This window comes from Stenotrophomonas sp. C9D9 (assembly GCF_056491205.1).
Genome location: NZ_JBSZIF010000007.1, coordinates 1 through 21,048, shown reverse-complemented (window position 1 = coordinate 21,048; position 21,048 = coordinate 1). Strand labels below are relative to the sequence as shown.

Genomic DNA, 21,048 nt, shown 5'->3' with positions numbered 1-21,048 from the left:
TCGACACGCCGGCCGCGCCCGGCGATCATTCGCTCCTGACATCAGGAGGATCGTCATGTTCCGCATCATCGCCGCGCTCGCTCTGGCTCTGGCAGCCACCGCTGCGGCTGCCGAAGAACCAAACCCATATGCGCGCTACGCGCAGCCGCAGTGCGCTGCAGGCTTCAAGCCGGTCGGCAAGTCGTGCTTCAAGCTGTGCCCCGACGGGCAGCACGCGCCGGCGGCGAATGTGGATCGCTGTGAAAAGGACGTGCCGCAGTTCGTGAAGCGCGGCTTCTTCGGCGGGTGCCCGACGGGCTACGTCGGGCATCCTGCCGACCCCAGGCAATGCACCCTCCCGATCATTGCCGAGAGGATGCTCCGCCCCAGGCGCTGACTACTCGGCGAAGCGCGCCTCCTCCCGCGCCTTGTCCGCGATCTTCGGGTTCAGCACAACGCCACCCTCAGCTCGGGAGCTGTAACGCATGCGGGCCTGCAGTGAGTCACGGATGGTGGACGTGTTGATCGCCAGCTCCGGCTGAGCCTCGTTGAACGAGCGGATCTTGCCCAACACCTTCGTGACCGTATCGGCGTCCCCCGCCCGCCACGCCATCGCGTAGGCATTCAGCAGCGATGAGCGGCGGTCAAGCAGGCGCTTTTCGTAGTTCTTGGCCGCGTTGATGCCTTCGTACCGCTCGTTGAGGCTCGCAGGCGAGAATCCCGCGAGCTGCAACAGTGAACCGCCTACCCCAAGATCCTCGATCACAGGGTCGCCGCGCAGGGTGTTGACGCCCTGAGTGGTGTAGCGGACCGACTTCATGCCGTCCTTGACCGCCTTGGGCATCATCGTCTCGACGCCGCGCCAAGTGTGCCCCTCTTGGACCTGTGCCAGGCCGCGCAGCGTGTTGACCAGCATCCCGCCGAACAACGGGCCGCCAGCCTGCTCGAGCAGATAGTCGGCCATTTCCTTGCCTTCCAGCTCCCGGTTGGGCTCGCGGAACCAGAGATCGTTGAGGCTCACGCGGCTGCCGATGCTGGCCGAGGTGAAATAGTCGACCGGCCCCTTTGCCAAGATTCTGGCCGCATCGGCGCCCAGCAGATCGGCAAGGAAGTTGCGGAATGCCACCTCCGAATCGAACGGCTCGTCGTCGTCATCGCCGAACGCCGACGCCGCGGCATCAGCCAGTCCGAACATCACCGAGGTCAGCGGCATGCCCATCAGGCCAGCGAACAGGCCAGTCATGCCGAGCACCCCACCCAGCTTCGTGCGCGCCTCGCGGCGAACCTCCGGTGCCTGGCCCTTGATCGACTGGTACAGGTTTCTCCACAGGAACCACGTCATGTTCAGGCTGTACTGCCGGAACAGCAGTAGCACCTTCGCTGCGTTGCTCTGCATGAAGCGCGCACGGTTGGCGTTGCTGTAATCGAAGTGGCTCTCCGTCACCACATCACCGGCGTACTTCACCGCCTCGTTGAACGTCTGGCCACCTTGGCGCGCAAGGCGGAAGGCCGCCAACGCGGTTGCCTCTCGGTTCACTACCTCCGCCTTGTGGAACAGCCAGGAGATCACCTGCATGCCCTTGCGCACCGCAGGGTTAAAGGCGCGGGTGTCCGTTTCCGACAGGCCAGCCAGGTTGTGTGCCTGGGACTTGTCGATCGCGCCCGACGTGCGCCAGACGTGGTACGCCGCACGTTCTTCCGCATTGAGGTTGCCGGTGATGTCGCCCGTCGCGGTGCGCAGCGCAAGGCCCATCCCGGACGACAGGGCCGAGAACGCCTTGCCGACCCCGAAGCGGGCGGCCAGCACCGGGAAGGTAACGATGGCCGTCTGCGACAGGTTGACCAGTGCGGCCGCCGGCGTGGTGCCCAGGTACCACGCGAAGCCCAGCGAAGTCAGCCCGCTGACCGTCTTGGAGTCCTTGGGGTTCATCACCCACTCGTGCCGCTTGTTCATTTCGCTGTAGAGCGCCGCCCCCTTTGCCGCCCGCTCCGGATCACTCTCGGTCAACCGGTCAACGGCTGCCTTCATGTCCATCAGATCGGCGTCCAGCTCGTGGGAATGGCGGAGCCGCGCGACCTGGAAGCTGCCGTGGAAGAGGTTTGACGAGAACGACCGCAGGGCGTCAGCGCTGTAGCCGGCCGTGCCCTTGCGGTGGATCTGGTGCTTTCGCACCGACAGCTCCGGCAACGTGCGCAGGTAGAGCTGGTACACGTCGTCGCGTGTGCTCTCGTCAATGCCGGCGTTGGCCAGCAGCTCCTGCAGGTCGGCCATGAAACCGCCGCTGGCACCGGCCAGGCTGCGGGCCTCATCGAGCTTGCGGCCCGCCTTCTTCACGGTGAAGCCGCGCGCGGGCAGCTCCCGCTGTGCCTCCCGCCACTGCTCAACCTTCTCGTACATCAGGAAGGCGGGCTCGCCAGCAGCGTCCGTGGCGGAGATCCAGAACTGACCGAAGCGCTGCAGCGGGAAGTAGGGGCCATTCAAACGCGCCGACTCGAACTGCTGTCGGATCTGGCTCACCATCGTCGCTTTGGACTTCCGGTCGGCCTGCAGTGCTTCAATGCGGTCGATCAGGGCCTGCTCCATCTGTTCCGATTGGCGAACGTAGGCCTGCTTGGCGGTGCGGTAGAGCTGCTGGCCGGCGGCCGGCAGCGCCAGGAAGCGCCGGACCAACTCGGGGTAGACCGCCTTTCGAGCCTGCTCCTGTGCGAGCAAGTCATCCAGTGCCTGCAGCTCGGCCTCCAGGCGGCCCACTGCCTCCGACGATCGCGCCTGGCGCATGTCCTCTGCCACCGAGGCCTTGCGGCGCTCGATGCTGGCGGGGGTGACGATCTCGTCGGGACCGCGGCGGGTGGCGCCGGTACGCAACGGCACATAGTCTTGGGACGGGTCGACACCCTCGATGGTGGTGTCGTGCATCAGGTTCGCGGTCGCATCAGCCCCGGCGCGGTCCTTGCGCTGGAATTTCTCCCAAGAATCGGCGGTTCCTGCGGCCTCCTCCTGCATGATGTTGCGGTCGGTGGCCATCTGCTGCACACGGTCCGCGTAGGCCGCCACCTGCTGCAGGTGCAGGTCGTTGCCCAACTCGGCCAGATGCCGCAGGGTCAGCGCACCGAGCCAGGCCGGCCGAGTGTTCTCGCGCAGATTCTCGGGCTTCAGCCCCCGGAACATGGCCTTCAGTTTGTCCGCCACCCGGCTCGACGGTCCACCCAACGCGGCGTCCACGGCCGCGACAGTGGCCGCCGGATCGGGCTTCGAATAGCGCATGTCCGCGTTACGCGAGTTGAATGCGCCTGTGTTGGCGGTGGCCGACTTCACTTGGCCCGGATCGAACGCAATCCACTGGCCGATTTCGGCCACGTGGATACCGTCGTGCCCTTCGGCCTTGAGGGCCGAGCGAAGCGCCCTCGCCTCCTCGAAGGAATCGACCGCGAGGAACTGATCGAGTGTCATGGCCTTCGGATTCTGCAGCGACAAATACGCGTCAATCACGCGCTCATCGGCGGGCACGCCGTCTGCTGCCTTCTCGGCGTACCGCGTCGCCTTCGCCTTGCTTTCATCGAAGAAGAACCCCAGCGGGGCCGTCATGTGCCCAGTTGAACGGCCCAGCCTGGCCGGATCGAACGACCAGAACTCCTCGCCGGTACCGTGGTACACGACCTTGGGGTCGCCGCTGGCATCGACCACCTGCGACCGACCGAACCATTCCCTGAATTCGGGGCTGCGGACCTGATCGGGCCTTGACATAACCCAACCGGGGCGATCCACGGAATTGACCGCATCCCGCAACTGCGATAGGGTCAGCGCCGTGAGCCCCGTTGTGGGCCGTGACGCGCCTTGGATGTGACCGGGTTCGCGCACGGCTTCTGCGGGGCTTACGTTTTCCAGAACATCCGATTGCTGCAGGTCGTAGGCGAACTTCCCGTTGCGCTGCTCCTGCACCACCACGCGGGCCACACGCAGCTCGCCGCCGATCCGGACCGGTGCGTAGAAGTCGTGATAGGCCACCACCGAATCGCCAGACGGGTTCACCGCAGATGTGTCCGCGTTCGGGCGTGACCGCCCCAGTACCGCCGCCTTCGTGATCTGCGGCAGCGCCGGAACCAGCAGCAGCTTCTCGGGCCGGAAACTCACCAGCTCATTGATCGAACGGCGGGTGAGGCCGATGTCCCAGCCCTTGTCGTCGTTGTGCATCACCGTGCCGGCATCGCGCATGCGCACCAGGTAGTCGCGGGCTACGCGACGGGCCTCCTTCGGCGGCAGATCCGGCGGAATGTCGCCCACCGTGACATCGACTACCGGGATGGACTGGTTGGGATCGCCGGCAGTGCGGGAGAAGGCCAGGCCGGCGCCTGCGCTGCTTGCGCGCGGGCGCGCTCCGCCTCGGACATAGCGCGATGCCGCGACCACGTGCTGCCTCAGCTCCGCTTCGCTCAACTGCAGCGTGAACCCGAGCTGCCGCAGGAAGTTGCGCACCGCCGTGATGGCTCGATCGATCACGCTGTTGCGGACGCCCTTTTCGGCCATCACGGCCACGGCCTCGCGGATGCCGATTTCCCGATTCGCGCCACGGTAGCGGCGGTCGATCTCTGCAAACAGGGCGGCATGCTTTCCTCCGGCTCGCATGCGGTCAATCGTCCGCGCAATGTCCGCCCACGTCCGGTCGCCAGTGATGGCTTCGATACCGAAATGCCCCACCGCCTCATGCGACAGCACCTGCAGGGCGCGCTGCGGACTGCTCAGGTTGTTGGCCACCAGGTAGACGGTCCCGGTCGAGTCGTCGTAGAAACCCTCCGCGCTCACGTACTCCGGATCGCTCTTTGCCCGCGCTGGCAGATCGGCATGGCTTTCCAGCACCACCACTGCCGGCGCCTCGCCGCCCCACTTCGCAGTAACCGTGCTGATCGCCTTCTTGGCCTGGGCCGCCGAGATGCCGCGGGTGGCGACCTCAGCCGGTCGTGACAGCTTCACGGCCTCAGCCGGTGCCGCCTTCTTGTCCACCAGCACCGGGGATTCGAAGGTGCGCGGCTCATACAACGGCATGCCCTGCCCGTCGGTCGCCTCCGCATACGGAATGGCCACCTCGCCGCGTGCGTCGCGGCCAACCACGAACCAGCCGTCAGCGGTCCACCGGTGGCCGGTCACCTCGAACGTCTTGCCGTTCCAAACCACCTCAGTCTCGACGGGCGCGCCGCTGCGGAGCCATGCCGGCGGTGGAACCGGGTTGGCCTGAATGTCGCGCTCAAGCTCCACCAGCGCCTTCTCGGCCGCCTTGAGCTGGTCGCCCATGTGGAACGGCTCCGTCGTGGCCTTGCGCAACCGCTCCGCCGTCGCCCGATCCTCGGCAATGCCTTCGGCCAGCTCCCGCACTTCAACCGGGTATCGGCGCAGCGCCGCCTCAAGGCTCGCCACGGTGGGCTGGTTCGACGTGATCTCGACGCCGCGCACATCCAGCACCAGGTGCGGCACCTCCGCGTAGCGGTCCCACATGGCCTTCACCGGGAACTCGCCGTAGGTGGCCACTCGCTCCGGGCCGTCACCAACACGCATGTTGGCCGAGATCCACTTCCCGATCGCCTCGCTCGCTTCCTTCCGGTCGGCATGGACCCCGCCGTCAACGTCCATGGAGAAGCCCTTGCCGGCATTCATCGCCACCAAGGTGTCCACGGCGTCAACCGCGCCGGCCTTCTCGATCTTCGAAAGCACCACCTCATTGCGGTCCGCACGGTTGCTGATCGAGCGAATCTTCGATTGCGAATCAGCAATGCCGCGGCTGTGCAGGCGCTCCCTCGACTGCAGGCCTTCGATCTTCTTGCGGAGCTTTTCCCGGATCAGGATGCGCGGATCGCCAGCCGCCTCCGCAAAGGTCTGCAGGATGTCGCTCTGCTCCTCCGCTGCCGCCTCTCCCTCGATCACTCGCTCATCGCCCTTGGAGCGCAGGAACGCCTTGATGAAGCGATCCTTCACCGCGAGCACCTGCCAGCGGCGGCCATCGAGTCGGTCCGTCAGGTAGCGATACTCGAGCACCGTGTTCCACTGGTTGCCCTGTCGATGACCGCGCCCGTTGCGTTGCTCGAGGTCGCCGGGCATCCACGGTGCGTCCAGATGGTGCGTGGCACGCAGATTGCGTTGCATGTTGACGCCGACACCCAGCGACGCGGTGCTGCCAATGACCACACGGATTTCCGACCGGTTCATGCGGTCGGCAACTTCCTTGCGCTTTTCCTTGCTGGTCGACCCATCCACCAGGGCAATCTGCTCGCGCGGGATGCCCTGCTCGACCAGACGAGCCACCACGTCCTGGATCGTGGAGAACACCTTGTAGCGCTGGTCCATGCGCGCCCCCACCGGGCCCACCTTGCGGGTGGCGGTGGTCGAGATCCCCAGCTCGGTGAAGATGACCTGGTTCGCCTCCGGATGGCTGCGGTAGAGATCCGCGACGTTACGCACCAGTCGGCTGGCCTTGCTGTTCGGGTCATCCTCCACACGGCCCTCTCGGCCGGCCAACTTCTCGCCGTCGAGCAAGCGCACATCCAGGCTTGCCTTGTTCGCCAGCCCTTCGGTGATGATGGGCGACTCCGGCAAACCGGCGAGCATGGCCTCCTTTCGGGCCTTGCTGCTCATGCCCCGCCAGGAGCGGGCATACCCTTGGATACGCTCGAAGGCAGCCTTTTGCGGCGCGGTCAGGTCTGCCGTCTCGACAACCACCTTCTTGTACGGCCGATCCTTTGCCCCCTCCGTTCGGCCGTTCAGCAGCTCGGCACTCTCGGCCTCGGTGAGCGTCTTGTCGCCCAGGCGCTTGCCAGATGCCGTACGGCGCGGGCGCATTTCCGGCATGTCATCGGCGAACACCACGTCCATGTACTGCCCGACCATCCGGCGCAGTTCGGGCACGTTGATGAAGGCGGCCAGGCGGGTGACCGCCTCGTATTCGGCAGCGGCGTTCAGCTCGACATCCTGCACTTCGCGCGCAAACGATCCGAACCAGCCGTCCCATTGGTCGACGCCGGCCGCCTCCATCTCCTCCGCCATCACGTACCGCATCTGGTGGAACACCTCGGTCATGGTGTTGGTGACCGGGGTGCCCGTGAACAGGTGCACGTTGTTGCCGTTGTTGTTGGTGCGGACGTAGCGCGTGAGGAAGTTCAGTCCAATCGACTGCGCTGAGGATTGGGTCTGCAAGCCCTTCATGCGCATCTTGGTGGTGAACGGCGGCTTCTTGAACTCGTGGGCCTCATCCACCAGCACCATGTCGATCCCCAGTTCCTCGAACGGGATGGCGCCGGGCCGCGACGCACGGTCGGCTTGGATCTGGATCGAGTTCAGGATGCGATTGCGAATCTTCACCAGCTCCTTCGCCGTTGGCGAGCGCAGCTTTTTCAGCTCATCCTCGTCCGCCAGCATTTCGGGCGTGAGCTTCGTTCCATCATCGCTGGCGGCCTCGTGCGCGGCCTCCTCGAGCTGGGCGATCTCTTCCGCTGCCAATCCCATCAGCGTGTCCTTCCGGAACGTCAGGCGATCCATCAGGGAATGAGGCAGTACCACGGCATCCCAATCGTCGTTGGCGATCTGGCGCAGCTTCACATCGACGGTCGCCGGCGACAGGTTGTCCACATACAGAACCTTCGCAGCCGGGTACATCATCTGAATCTCGGCAGCGACGCTGGCGCTGTTGGCGTTGTGCGCCAGCAGCAAGGGCTTCTTGGCAATGCCGTAGCGCCGCGATTCAACGGCAATACCGCCCATGGTGAACGTCTTGCCGGTACCCACCTCATGGGCGTTGATGGACTTGCGCATCACCAGGCCTCGCCAGATGGCGTTCCGCTGGTGGTCGCGCAGGTCGAACGGGCCGCTGCCCAACGACAGCGCCATACCCTCGAAGCTCAGGAAGGAACCGTCGAACTTAGGCGTTGCGTAGGCGTTGCGGACCTCGTTGTACTCGCGCTCCACCGCCACCTTGCGTTCGGCGTCACTCCACAACCATTCGGCAAAGCGACCGCGGATGTTGGCGATTTTCTCCGTCACCTCCTTCGTTGCGTCGACATCCACGCCTCCGCCGTCTCTGGCAGGGCGATGCAGCGTGATGGTCTGATTCGAGATCGCCGCGTTCATCAGGCGCTGGAACGGCACCTTGTCGGTGCCGAAGTTGGTCCGGGCTTCCGCCCTTCCCTTCATCGAATCGGGAATTCGGACCCGCCAGCGGCCGGCCGAGAAGGACACTTCAACGCCCTGTGCACTCTCGGTACCGAGCATGTGCGCGATGTAGTCGCGGTAGGCATCTACCGGCACCCAAGTGGCGCCGAGCTGCGTCTCGATCTTGTAGTAGGGGATGTCCGCAGGCACTACGTCCTTCAGCGCATTCACGTTGCGCTGAATGTGTCCCATGCCCTCCGCTACGGCTGCCTGCGCCTGCCGCAGCTTCTCGCGGACATTACCCGATAGGTAGATGTCCGAAGGCACGATGTCGCCGCCAGGAAGCTCGAACACGGCGCCCTGCTCGATCAGCTCGGCCTTGACCTCGGCCTCGGGGCGGCGGGCGATCTCGGCGATTTCGGCGGCGCTGGGGTTGATCGATCGATTGCGGGCCAGCACGAAGGCATCCGCCACGCTGGGGTTCTCAATGCGGCGAGCGCCGCGCGTGGTGCTTTCTGTCAGGATCCGGGCGGGCCGGAAGCCCTGCGTCCGACCATCCGGAACCTCGAGCGCCGCCAGCGCCGGATAGAACGGATCGTCCACCTTCCGCAGGTACTGCAGCCCGTAGCTCGCTCCAAGCCGGCCATGCTCCTGCACGAAGCCATCGTAGAGGGCCCGAAGCGCCGTGCGCGCCTGATCTGCGTCGGTACCGGCTCGTTCCGCCTCGATCAGTGCCGCGTACTGCTGCCGCATGTCGATCAGGCTCGAGAGCTGGCGCTCGCGCGCGGCCGTCTTGGCCGGATCCTTGACGGCGTAGGCAATCACTTCGCTGGCCGGTGCCAGGTGCTCGCCGCGCACGATGAAGAATCCCTTTTCCGTCTTGGTCAGGGCGTTCTCGCGATCGGCCGTGTGGTTGGTGATGTAGCTGACCTGCGCCGGGCGCGCATCCATCTGGTACGCCCCCTTCGGCACGAGGCGGGCAATGCGCTGCAGCTCGGCGCCCATGTCGGCCGGCCGGCGCACCAGCATCCCAGGCCGAGCACTGTTGGCGCCCTGCCCGTGGTCGATCTTCCCCACCACGTGGTCAGGATTGGCGTGGAAGTATTCGTTGACCAGTACCGGCTCGCCGGCCGGAGTCATCAGCTCCTTCGACTCAATCCATCCGGCGTCCATCGCCTGCGCCAACGGCACGTCGCGCTTGCGCAGAATCAGGATGTCCGTGACCACCTGCGTGCCGGCGTATTCCTCGAACGCTCCGGACGGCAGGCGGAATGCGGCCAACAGCTCGCCCTTCTTGGCCAGCTCTGCGCGGACGCCGAACCCCTTCTTGTCCATGGTGCCGGCGGACGTGATGCCCACCACCAGGCCGCCCGGCCGGGTTTGGTCAAGGGCCTTCAGGAAGAAGTAATCATGCAGGTGCGGGTTCAGGCGCTGGTAACGCCGGTCCGCAATCACAGTGTTCTCGAACGGCCAGTTTCCGATCACCAGGTCGTAGAAGTTGTCGGGGGTCTTCGACTCCTGGTACGGCATCACCCGCACGTTGGCGCTTGGGTACAGCAGTTTGGCCATGCCGCCCGTGGTCTGGTCCAGCTCAATGCCGGCGAGCTGGCTGCGCCGCTGCAGTGCCTGCGGCATCAGCCCGAAGAAGTTGCCGATGCCCATTGCCGGCTCAAGCACGCGGCCGCCTTGGAAGCCCATGGTCTTCACCATGTCCCACATGGCGGCAACCGTCGGCGGGTCCGTGTAGTGAGCATTCGTGATCGAGCGCTGCGCGCTCTCCCATGCTTCACGGCCAAGGTTCTCCCTCAGCCACGCGTCGCGCTGCTCCCATCCGGCCTTCGGTCGGGGGCGCTCCCACGTGCCTTGGAACAGTTCCTGGCCGAAGGAGCCCCAGCCGGTGTAGCCAGCAAGGACAGCCTGCTCCTCAATCGTGGGCTCTCGCCCCACGGCAGACAGCTCATTGAACAGCTCGATCGCGGCCTGGCTCTTTTTGAAGCGAGCCACCGGACCACCACCAGCGATTGCCGTCGGATCCGCGATGTGGAAGTTCCCCGGCCCAGGATTGGCCGGGCTGACCTCCGCCGGCGACTTCGCTACGCCGCGGCGCTGGGATCCCGCATCAGGTTGTTCCGCTCGGCCTGCTCGCGCGCGTCGGTCACCGGTAGCCCGGCTGCCATCAGCTCGTCCTGCTCCGTCCACATTCTCTGCTGCAGCACGTACGCCAGTGCGTCGGCCATCCCCTCGCGCTGCAGGCTCGCCAGCAGTTCCGGGTTGGTTTCCTTCCACGTTGCCAGAATCCGCCGATGCAGCTCCTGGTTGTGCATCACGTCCTCGTCGGCCTGCAGGCGCTTGTGCTCCTGCTTGATCTGCCGCACCCAGTTCGGGTCCAGTCGGTTGCTCATCAGCATTCCCCTGCTCGGTGTACTCGGTCTGTGCCGCAGCAGCGGCGATTGCGTCCACGTCGGCCGATTCAACGGCGGCCGCACTGTCCATCCCTTCGAAATCGGTTGCGCGCGGGTCAAACCTGACTCCCATGTACCAGCTTTTCAGGTATGGACGCACGCCCTCGCCAAGGTCGGCCAGCATCGCCTGGGCGTACGCCGCAAAGGTTCTGGCGCCCTTCTCGATATGGTACCCGGCCAGCGTGATGCCCGCCTGCAGGATCTCAGGATCGATCCCGGAGTTGAGCTGGCTCAGCTTGGAACGAAGAGTCGCACGCGCCCTCTCGGCCGCATCTTCCGTGAAAATGGTGTTCGCGCTTGCCTCGGGAGCGCGCGCGGCCTTCTTGGCCTTCTTCTCCGGCTTGCCCGTCGGCGCGGCGTCGCCACCGGGCTTCACCGCAACCCGACCGGGAACGATGCGAATTGCACCGTTCTCGAGGCGAACCTGCAGCGTGCCCTGCTCGTTGTCGATCTCCATCACCTCCGCAGCCAGGGTCTCATCGCCGGAGCGGAACTTCACGGTGTCACCGGCGCCGATGCCCTCCTCTGCGATGGCCTCGAGGTTCTCCGCGAACTCCTGGTCGATCTTGCGATGGATTTCCGTGCGCGCGGCGCCGTCGCCCTTGCTGGTCGGCTGGGCACCCCGGCCCTCGTTGCCGGCCGTCGGCGTTTGGCTCTTGATCGCGGTGTCCGGGGCCTCCTTCAGCACCCCCACATAGCCGCCGAAGTGCTTGCGCACCTCATAGTTGGCCGGATCGAGCCCACGCCGCTTGATCTCGCGCTGCACTACTTCGGGCTTGGAAAAACCCTCTTCCTTCGTATTGCGGGCACCGTGACGCGTGATCGTCTTCGCACCCGCGTTGAAGGTGGCCACCTGCTCATCGCTGGCGATGTTGTCCCGGTGCAGGCGCGTTACGCCCTGCTTGGTCATACGGGGCTTGCCGCTGGCGTCGTACGTCGGCAGCAGCACGCGGGAGCCTTCCAGATCCTTCTTGCGCACCTTGAAGGCTTCGCCGTGGACGTTGCGCACGGTGGTCAGCTCGGACGCCTTTGCGCCCATGACTCGATCTACTTCGCGGGTGTCGATCGCGGCGCGACCAGGTGCCGCTTGTTGATCCTGCTGGACAGCAGCGGGCACGGTCGTCCTGCTCGGATCCTTCACCCAGCGGCGGAACTCCTCCTGCGACATCTGCGTGATACCGCCCAGGCCATCCCAGCCCGGCTCGTAGTTGCGCAGATAGGTCTGTCGGGCGTCCGCTTCCGACGGCGCCCCCATGACCACCTTGTGTTCATCGAAGGAGCCATCCTTGTTCACTTGGTCCACCACGAAAACGGGCAGGCTCTCGTCCTCTGCCCGGTCCGTCATGAACACGTCCACGTGGTCCTTGTCGGCGCCCTTGGAACCCTTGAAATACCCGTAGTGGTCCTGCAGCGGCGGCCACTCGGGGCGGCGGCTGGTGCCGGCCGGGTTCTCGATCGACACATCCAGGCCAGCCACACGCGCATGGCCCTTCTTGTAGTTGCCGGCCTCCTTCTGCGCCTCGGTCGGCTCGGGACGCGCGTTCGCCGGGCTCGTCGCAGCCTCTGCTGCGGCGGCCTGGACGACCGACGGAGCACTCAGGGGCTCAGTCGCCGCCCGCTCAACTGCCGCGGTGGCGGGGGCGTTGCGGGTGCTTTCTGCGCCAGAAACAGGCTGCGGAACAGCGACACCTTCGACTGGAACCCCGCCAGCTTCCACAGCGCCGCGCGCCAGGTCGCCTCGTCCGGCTTCGGATCGTCCGGCAGCTCGTGCATTGGTCTTCGCCTCTTCGTTCAGGGCACGGCGATCAGCGAACACATCGCTCACCACCTGCTGGGCCTCGGGCGCATCAACACCCATGGCGCGCGCCAGCGTGCTCACGGCCGGCATGCGTCCATTCGTCTCCATCTGCCGATGCAGGAAGGAGCGCATTTCATCAGCACCCGGCCGCTGCAGCACTTCCCCGGTTGCCGGATCCACGCCGCGCGGCGCGGACGGCAAGCGACGCGCGGTGCTCTCGATCAATTCGCCCTGGCGCGGGGGCACGGGCTCGCCCTGCAATGCGGCCGTCATAGCCTGCACGTCGGCGGCAGCCTGCGCTGCGCCGTTGTTCACGGCAACATTCACTGCGCGCGACAGGGGGCCATTCGAGGCGTCCGGTACCGGGCTTCCATCCGGCAGCGTCGGAGTGGCTACCGGCGCGGCCGCAGGGTGCTGAGCGCGCGCCTGATTTACATCCGGCGTCAGGCCGATGTTCTGCCGCTCCTGAGCAAATGCCGCATCAGCCGCGTCGCGCGCATACGCCTGGGCCGCAGTGACCGCCTGCCCCTCGGGGTCGACGGTGACCGCCTCCGGCGGGGGCAGCGCCAGCGGAGCTTGCTGCGGAACGCTGGACTGCTCCTCCGGCGCGTTCTGCGGCAGCCTGCGGCGGAAGCCAGACGCGGCGCCTGGCACGCTGCCGCCCAGCGCACCGGCGGCGACGTTCTCGAGGTAGTCGTCGTAGGCCTCAGCACCAGTCAGCGCCTGCCGCGCGCCAGCGCGCTCCATCACCGCCTGCACGCCCTCGGTGGCACCTTCGGTGATCGCCCCCTCCACCGCACCTGTCAGCATGCGGCGCCCCATCTGCGGGCTCGCGGAGGCGCCTCGGAACAGCCGGCCCGCGATCAGGCCCTCGGCCGCAGAGTCCACCAGGCCGGCCGGTACACCCCAAGCGATCGCGCGCGCGGCGTCTCCGCTGGTCAAAGCCTCGCCGGCCTCAGCGGCATCATCCGCTCGGCCCGTGTACGCGATTCCCACTTCCTGCCCGACGTTCAACCCGGTGTTGGCAAGGGCGCCCCCGCCAAGCTGTGCAAGGCGCTTCTTCGCCAGTTGTGATCCCGCCAGCTCCGCCGCCTCGAGACCGACGCCCTTGGCCAACTGCTGTTCCACAAGGTTGCGCACTTCTGCGTTGATGATCTTCTTGGCGCCGGTCTTGGCGACCAAGCCGCCCACGGCGCCGACCACCGCTCCGGGCGCAGCACCAACACCGCCCGCAGGAGCGCCGGCAGCACCACCTGCAGCGGCGCCGGCCGCAGAAACGGCCAGGCTTTGAAGGGCCTGGCCACCGAAGTTACCCAGGGTATCGCCAGCCCACTCACCGAAGGACGCGTCGCCCGAAATCGAGCCCTTGAACGAGGAGTTGTTCTGCAGCGGCTCAACCTCCTCACGCTGCACGCGCTGGTAGTTCTCCAATCCCCAGTCGCGCAGGCCATCGGCACCAACCAAACCGCCGGTGGCGGCCGCTGCGCCGTACAGCAGGCTTTTCGTCTCTGGCAGGCTGCGCTTGAAGCCGCGCAAAGCGGCTTCGCCGAAACCGGCCGCCTTCGGCTCGGTCGCCGCCGCGCCGCTCAGCCGGCGAGGCTGGGCGTATTCGGCATAAGGGTTGCTCGCCGCATCCTCTGGTGCCGCATGTTGAACGTACTGCTCGTAAGGGTTCTTGTCCTGCGACATCGGTTATTTCCCCAGGTAACGGGCCGCTGCGCCAGCGCCGAACGTGGCGTCGAACTGGGCGCGCGTGCCAGGATTGGCTCGCAACTGGGCAATGGCCGCCTCCGGCGGCGTAGGTCCGCCTTGTGGAACCTGATTGCCGCCGAGGAGTGTAGCAATTTGGGCATCCACGTCAGCCAGCGCTGATGCCTTCTCCTCGGCACTGAGCCCCAAGGAATCGTTGATGCTCTTGCGCTGCTCGCCGAGGAAGTCGAGTCGCACCTTCGGGGTGATCGCCCCGGCAGCGTCGGCCGCCCCACGGAATGGCTTGCCATCGGCGCCGGTGATCTGCCGCACGGTGCCGTCGTTGGTCAGCCCATAGGCATTTCCATCGGCACCCGTCAGCATGCGGGCCACCTGCTGGCCCTGCTGGTTGCGCTGCGCAATGTCTGCCGCCAGACCCAGCCCGCGAAGCTGCCGATCAGCGCCAGCCTCGGCGGAGCGCGCGGCGAGGTTCGCACCGGCCAGCCCTTCATCGCTGGCAATCTTGGCGGCGTTGTTCGCCATGCTGACCGCGTTGCCCTGCTCCGCCTGGTACTGATCCATCAACGCGCGGCGCATGCTCGGGCTGCCGCGCCCCTTGGTCCGCAGATCGGTGGCCAGCTCGCTCTGCCGCATTGCCGCTCGCCGTTCAGCTTCACCGGGCATGCCGATGACCGCGCCCGCCGCGCCGGTACCGGCGGCCCCGGCGCCGACCACGGGCAGGCTGGCGGGCAGTCCGCCAACGGTGCGCGCGTCGAATGCGCCCAGCGTGTTGCGATTCTCGTTCTGGCCAAGGCGGGCCAGGCTCGCGTTGTCGTACACGTTCTCGCCGTGTTCACCGATGCGCGAGGCAACTCCGCCCGGCTGGCCGTCCAGCGTTCGCATACCCGGAACGAGAGCCTTCGGATCGGCCTTGAGGTAGGGGTTCTCCGGCGCCCCAACCGTGCCATCGTTCACGATCACCGTCGGACCCTGCGGCGATGCCGCAGCAGCTCCCACCGGGCCAGGCGCTGCGCTCGTAGCGGCTGGTGCTGCCGGGCTGTCCGCTGAAACGGCGCCCGCCGCTGGCGCGGCCGCCGCTGCGCTCAATCGGGGCAGCGTGACCCGCAGGTTGAGCGGTTTGCCGGCATCCGGGTGCTCAGTGCCATTGAAGCCGCTCACGGCGTCTCGAGCGAAGCCGCCAAGCGTGCGGCCGGGCACCAGAGCGGCGTTGGCCAGACCTTCGGCTGCCCCCAGCCCGGCATTCACCGTTCGACGGTGCACCTTCTCGGTTTCGTCGGCCCAGTTGCGCAGCCCACGGCCAAACCGCGTTCCCGCCGCTGGCGCGGGTGCTGCGGCAGCCGCCGGTTGCCCGGCCGCCGCTTGGAGTGACGGTACCGCGCCGCCGCTCAGGCCCCGGCCTACGCGGTAGTCGGCGCCAGTGAGATTTGCCGTCGCTGCAGGCGCGAAGTTGCTGCTGACCTGCGGATACGGCTTCTGTTGGTCGTTTGCCATGGCGGTTCCTTTCGTGGTTACGAGGCGTCGGCGATCTCGCCGGAATAGTTGTAGCTGCGGCTGACCGAAGTCGAATCGCTGGCACTGCCGCTGCCGCTGATCGATGCGGAGGCATGGATAGCGCTCATCGCACCGGCGGCCATCTGAGCGGACATCTGGCCCGCCGAACTCATCGCGTCCTTCAGGGCCAGCGCGACCTGCTGCAGACGTTGCATGCGTGCTTCGAACTGGCGGCTGACCACCTCAAAGTACGCGATGTTGTTGCGCACCGATGCCTCTTGGGCGCGCACCCGGATCTCCTCAGCCTGGCCGGCATACCGCATCTGCTCGCCCCATCGCTGCGTATCAGCGGCATAGGTCTGAGCCCGCGCAGTGATCGCGTCCTTTCGCGCGGCGACTACCGCTGTCTGAGACTGCAGTAGGCCCAGGAACTTCCGCACACTGGCATCCGTGGCGCTCAGCTTCGCCTCGATCACGCGCAGTCTTGAGTTGTTGCGATCGCTGGCGGCAGAGACAGTGGCGGCATAGGCCCGCGCTTCGGCTTCGAAGGCCTGAACCTTGGCCACCTCACCTCGCACCTGTGAGTCGTACACCTCAAACCGGGTCTTCTCCGCACTCAGGCGCGCATCCCAGGCCTCCACATCCACCTTGTAGGCGTCGATCTTGTCGCGCTCGATCTCCGACCGGATCTTTGCCCCATGCAGCCGCGTACTGAACATGTCGGCCAGCACCTTCACTCCCTCGAGCTGGCTGGTATAGATCCGAACCCTCTGCTCATTGATCGTGCCCTTCAACTGCTCCGCTTCGATCTGCGCACGCAGAATGTCCAGCTTGGCCAACTCCGCACGCAGCCGCGCTTCGAACACCTCCCGCTTGGCTTGGATGCTCTGCAGCCGCAGGCCGAATGCCGCGGCATGGAGGTTGAACTCATCCTTCATCGCACCGAGCACCACCTCGGCGCCTTGGAAGGCCCTCTGCGCGGTCTGTTGCCAATGCTGCGACCACATCGATTCCAAGGCGATACCCTGCGCAACCGCAGTTCGAAGATTCTCAATCGCCCATTCTGCAGCCTTCGAGAACACATCCCGGCTGTGACCATTGGCATTCAGCGCCGCCTGTTCCCGAACAGCGTTCACCTGCTCCACAAGCATGCCCGGCGGCATGGTGTACCCCCGCGCCGCCCAGTCATCAGCCGCCGCGCTGATCGCCTTACGCGCGGTCGCATCCTCCCGTTCCACTGCGGCCGCCCATAGCGCCTCCTGCACCGCCTGTGGCATCGCGAAACCGCCGGCGAGCATCTTCTTGATGCTGGCCGACAGTTCGTTGAGCGCCATCGGTGAATACTCCTGCTCCTGCCAGTCGAACCGCAGGCTCGGAACATCGGTATTGAACGTGGGCACCTCCTCCACATCGAACGGTGGAATGTCCACCTGTGGCACGGGCGGCAACGTGAGCGCTTCCAGCGAGGGCGCCGCAGGCAAGGTCAGATCCGGCTCAACCGGCAACTCGACCGGGTTCACCGCCGGCCGCTCGGGGGCGGCGCCAGGGTTCAGCGGCGCCGGAGTAGCCGGCATCACCGGCAAGCCAACGCTCGGCTGGAACGGACCAGGATCATCGAGATCAAGATCATCGATAAGGTGCAGCAGATCCTCGTAGGGCGGCGGCACAACCTCCCCCACCTCCCCCAGCAAGTTCGGATCGGGCGGGGTAAAGGTCGGCATATCTCCAACAACGACCTCACTGGGCCGTATATCCGGTGGCGTCAGCTCCTGCGCCGGCGTCCAGCGTCCAAGGTTGTGGATGCTGGTTTCGGTCCGGCCCAGCCACTCGCCGGCCGCACCCATCATGTATTCCATGGCGTTGTTGACGTTCCGAATGGCCTCCTGATAGGCATTCTTCGTGTCATTCGACGGTGCGATCGAGTTGTCCATCAAACCCTCCTCTGGCCGGCGCTATCGAGCACCGACACGCTGTCAATCGTGAAGTCAGCACCGGCCTTGTTGCCGATGGTCGCCTGCCAGTAGCGAGACTTCAGGCCTCGCCCCAACTTTGCCCGCTGGGGCGCCAGGTCTTCAGCCAGGCGCTGCTCGAAATCGTAGGTGTAGAACACAGGCACCCCCTTGGGGGCGGCATCCACCGTCAACTGCAACCGGCCATCGGTGGTTGCGCCGGCGTACACCATTCGCATCGTCGCCGTCTGCTCGCCGGTCAGGGCCTGCTTGCCAGTCCGCACGTGCGCATTGATCGGCAGCCCGAAGTCGTCCTCGCCTTCAAGGCGAAACAGTCCGGCATCGCTGGCGCCGTACAACACGCCGTCAATCACCGCCAGCGAATTCATCGGAAGATCGGTGTAGCGGCTCATGGCCCAGGTGTCGGTGTTTGCAGTCCAGGCCGTGGTCATTCCGACGCGTCGCGCGGTATGCCCATCCCCGGCCGGCATCGGTGGCGATGGCAGGTATCGCTCCTCACCCCATCCAGCATCCACCAGCGTTCCGCGAGGCCGTCCAATTCCCGTGAACTGGTCAGCCAACACGCCGCGCTCGCGGATGAACACGATCGCATTGGCCTCCGCCGAGAGGATCTCACCGAGTCGCCCAGCATCGGCCAGAAGCGCGCTACGCGTTGCAGTGAAGAGCTCGTCCCAATGACCAAGCTCGGCCAAGCCTCCGGTGCGGGCGCTTGAGTACCGCTCTACCCCCTTGGCGATGTCCGCAAGCATTGCGGACGGCGATCCGGTCGGCATGTATTGCTCGGAAAATGCACCGCGCTCCTGCATCGCCAGCCGGCTGTTGCCGCCGTACGATTCTCCCCAGGCACCGGCGTCCGACATCGTGACCGACCGCCGCGTCGTCCACCGCTCGCCGATCCTTCCACGGTCCAGCAGCACAGCTTCGGGCAAGGCGACCGGTCGGTAGACCTCCTGCCACGTCCCGGCCTCAGCAAGCCCCAGAGTTCGAATTCCAATGTAGCTCTCGAGCACCAAGGCAGAGTCGCGCAGCGACACGGACAGGCCGAAAGAGTATGCCTCTACCACGCTCCCAGCGTCGGCCAGCAAGTCATTCCTCGCGATCAGCCACTGCTCGGAATGGTAGATCCCGTCTTCCAGCATGAGGCACTGATGTTCAGCCACCGTCGATTACTCCGATGTAGGTGAGGGGGCGGCTCTCCATGCCTGGGTACTGCGGTACACCCACCGCTCGGCTTCCGCCGTTGAGATTCAGGCCATACCGCGCAGACGTGGCCTCGCCCAGGCAGTTGTAGGTCGCTTCGATGTACTGGGTCAGGTTGGTATCCACCGTCGGTGACGGGGTAGCCCAAAGGCCGAACCCCAGCTCCTCCTCGCGGTGCGTGCGTATCTGCCCCAAAGTCGAGCTGCTGATCCACCACACCTCGTACTCGCCTCCCGGCGGTGACAACTCCCTAACCGGCGCGGGGAGCGGGGGTTCAGGGACGGAGTACGCCAGTGAAGTCGCATGCTCGCCGCCCGAAAGCCACGGTCCCTCATCGGCGGCATCGCCGCAGTCGTAGGGGCTGTAGCTGTTGCCGTCGTGCCAGGCCGTGCCGGCGAGCCAGTTGTAGTGCGCGTGGCGGACGCCGGGCGTGCACACAGTGCGCTGAGTCACCGGGCCGTAGCCGGTTGGATGCTGTTCGAGGCGTATCCAGTAGCTGGTACCGGGTTCCTCACCCTCGCTCGGTGGCCAGCCTACGCCGCTTGACCACTCTCCGCCCGACCACGGAGCGCGGTTCCGCCAGTGCTCGTAGTGGTGTGGGTCAAGCAAATAGCGATACTCGTGCTGAACCTCACGCTCGGTGCCGGCGTGGCTGCGGCGCCAGGCGTAGTAGTAGCTCTCGCGATCGCCGAAGGGTACCGCCACGCCGCTACCGAGGTCCGGCGATGAAACCCGCCTCACATCGGTACGGCGAAGGAATCGTTTGGTACGCGTCACTGTGCCCTCATTCGCGTAGGGCGGCCCGAAATCAATCACGTCGACGCTCGAGTAGCCAAGATCCTTGCTCACGATGTCGGTGTCTGCGGTCCCGGCAGGCAGCTCGTCGCGGTGGTCGAAATCATTCGTGTAGAACATCATCGGAACACGCCGCGTGCCCACCTCGTCGTGCGCACTCCACTGACCGACGTACATGCAGTCTTCAAGGTCGCTGGTGTTCTGTGCAGGAGCGTTTGAGTCCCGCACCCAGTAGAACTTGACCCATTTCAGGTCATTTCCGGCGAAGAAGACGTGCATGGTCGTGTGGCAGAGGGCCGGCTGCTCCGCCAACCGCGACGCAGGCTGCATGGAGTGGGAGACCAGGTGGCCCAGCAGCGTTTCGGGGAACCTGATGACGTTCCCGTTGTCCTGTTTGGCCGCCGGGGAGAACCACAGGAAGCCCTCGCTTACCCTGCTCACTCGAGCGCCCCCCACGGCGATCGGCTCCAACACCAATGCGTCGACATAGCGGAACACCGCCTCATCGGTACCTGTCGCCAAGGCACGCTGCTTTGCCGTCATACGCGCAGCCTTCCAGATTGCCGCGTCGATTCCATCTGGAACAAGCCAGCGTCGCGCATGCGCTCGAGGCGCTTCAACAACAGACTGTCGGCAGTCTCTATGACTGGCCGAACAGCGCCGATCTGCAGGCTGATCGCGTAGTGCACGCCCCGCTGCAGATCATCATCCCCAAAGCGCCATGCTGTGTTGTGCGCTTCGTCGCCACGCAGATTGAACGCCCAGCCCATGTCCGATGAGTAGGGACTGTGACGATAGAAGTCAGCGAGGTCCGCTCGCGCCGCGAGGCGCACAACTCGCCCCGCGCGGATCCATGATTCCAATGATCCTGCTTTTGGAAACGGCTCGCCTGTCGGGAAGCCTCCGAACTGCTCGAGGAGGTGGAGCGCGTCAACGTCTCCGCGCTGCTCGAGCAGCTCACGGAAGGTGCTGCTCAACGTGGCGTCATGCAGCGGCAGCGGCATCGCGATCACTCCCGCACTGCCACTGATCTCCACCAACCACCAGCGGCCATCCGCTGCCCGCGTCAGACCGTGCGTGCGGTAGAACTTCCAATCGTAGCGAACCTGCAGCCCCTCATTGGCCACCTCCCTGAGGTATGTGGACTTGGAGCGGGATGATGGCGGGGTACCGCCGTCCACGTCGGTCTGCGCTGGCTCGCTGCGGATCTCCTCGTACAGGCTGACTTCCCGCCCGCGTGCCTGTCCCCTCTTTCGCGGGCGGCTGACGGCGCTTGGCGGCCGAAGCCCATCAGTGCTGCACAAGCCCCCGCATCGCACCGGAGTACATCGTCGGACGCAGCAGCGTGTACTGCGAATAGACGCGCTCGGCCGCCTGTCCGCTTGTTGTAGGGTTGCGCAGTTCGGGAAAGCCCTGCAGGGGCTCCACAGCCAGGCGCTCGAGCTCCTGATAACCGTAGGAAGGAACCTCCACCTTCTTCCCCCACAGGCTGTAGGTTTCCGCGCAACGGAA

At 65.8% G+C, this 21,048-nt stretch carries 8 protein-coding genes; 1 reads left to right on the top strand and 7 read right to left on the bottom strand.

What is annotated here, in order from left to right; all coding sequences use genetic code 11:
- The first annotated feature begins 55 nt into the window (after nucleotides 1-55).
- Nucleotides 56-376: a hypothetical protein gene (locus ACXI0D_RS20995; RefSeq protein ID WP_479642750.1), complete on the top strand. Its 321-nt coding sequence runs from the start codon at nucleotides 56-58 to the stop codon at nucleotides 374-376.
- Here ACXI0D_RS20995 and ACXI0D_RS20990 read toward each other — a convergent pair whose 3' ends face one another.
- The 7 genes from ACXI0D_RS20990 to ACXI0D_RS20960 form a co-directional block, all read right to left on the bottom strand.
- Nucleotides 377-14,059, bottom strand: coding sequence for a PLxRFG domain-containing protein (locus ACXI0D_RS20990; protein ID WP_479642751.1), 13,683 nt, complete (start codon nucleotides 14,057-14,059; stop codon nucleotides 377-379). It lies immediately after the preceding gene.
- A gap of 3 nt (nucleotides 14,060-14,062) precedes the next feature.
- Nucleotides 14,063-15,571 carry a hypothetical protein gene (locus ACXI0D_RS20985; RefSeq protein WP_479642752.1) on the bottom strand — a complete coding sequence of 503 codons (1,509 nt, stop codon included), beginning with the start codon at nucleotides 15,569-15,571 and terminating at the stop codon, nucleotides 14,063-14,065.
- 17 nt (nucleotides 15,572-15,588) lie between these two features.
- Nucleotides 15,589-17,502 (bottom strand): hypothetical protein, encoded by a 1,914-nt coding sequence (locus tag ACXI0D_RS20980; RefSeq protein ID WP_479642753.1) that lies wholly within the window; start codon nucleotides 17,500-17,502, stop codon nucleotides 15,589-15,591.
- A complete protein-coding gene (locus tag ACXI0D_RS20975) occupies nucleotides 17,502-18,701 on the bottom strand; it encodes a hypothetical protein (RefSeq protein ID WP_479642754.1) in 1,200 nt (399 codons plus the stop codon). Before ACXI0D_RS20975 ends, ACXI0D_RS20980 begins: the two co-directional genes overlap by 1 nt.
- Nucleotides 18,694-20,079 (bottom strand): hypothetical protein, encoded by a 1,386-nt coding sequence (locus tag ACXI0D_RS20970; RefSeq protein WP_479643118.1) that lies wholly within the window; start codon nucleotides 20,077-20,079, stop codon nucleotides 18,694-18,696. The genes ACXI0D_RS20975 and ACXI0D_RS20970 overlap by 8 nt, the downstream gene beginning before the upstream one ends.
- Nucleotides 20,076-20,717 carry a hypothetical protein gene (locus ACXI0D_RS20965; protein ID WP_479643117.1) on the bottom strand — a complete coding sequence of 214 codons (642 nt, stop codon included), beginning with the start codon at nucleotides 20,715-20,717 and terminating at the stop codon, nucleotides 20,076-20,078. The genes ACXI0D_RS20970 and ACXI0D_RS20965 overlap by 4 nt, the downstream gene beginning before the upstream one ends.
- A 109-nt stretch (nucleotides 20,718-20,826) precedes the next feature.
- Nucleotides 20,827-21,048, bottom strand: a 222-nt coding sequence (locus ACXI0D_RS20960) for a hypothetical protein (RefSeq protein WP_479643116.1), incomplete at its 5' end; no start/stop codon positions are given.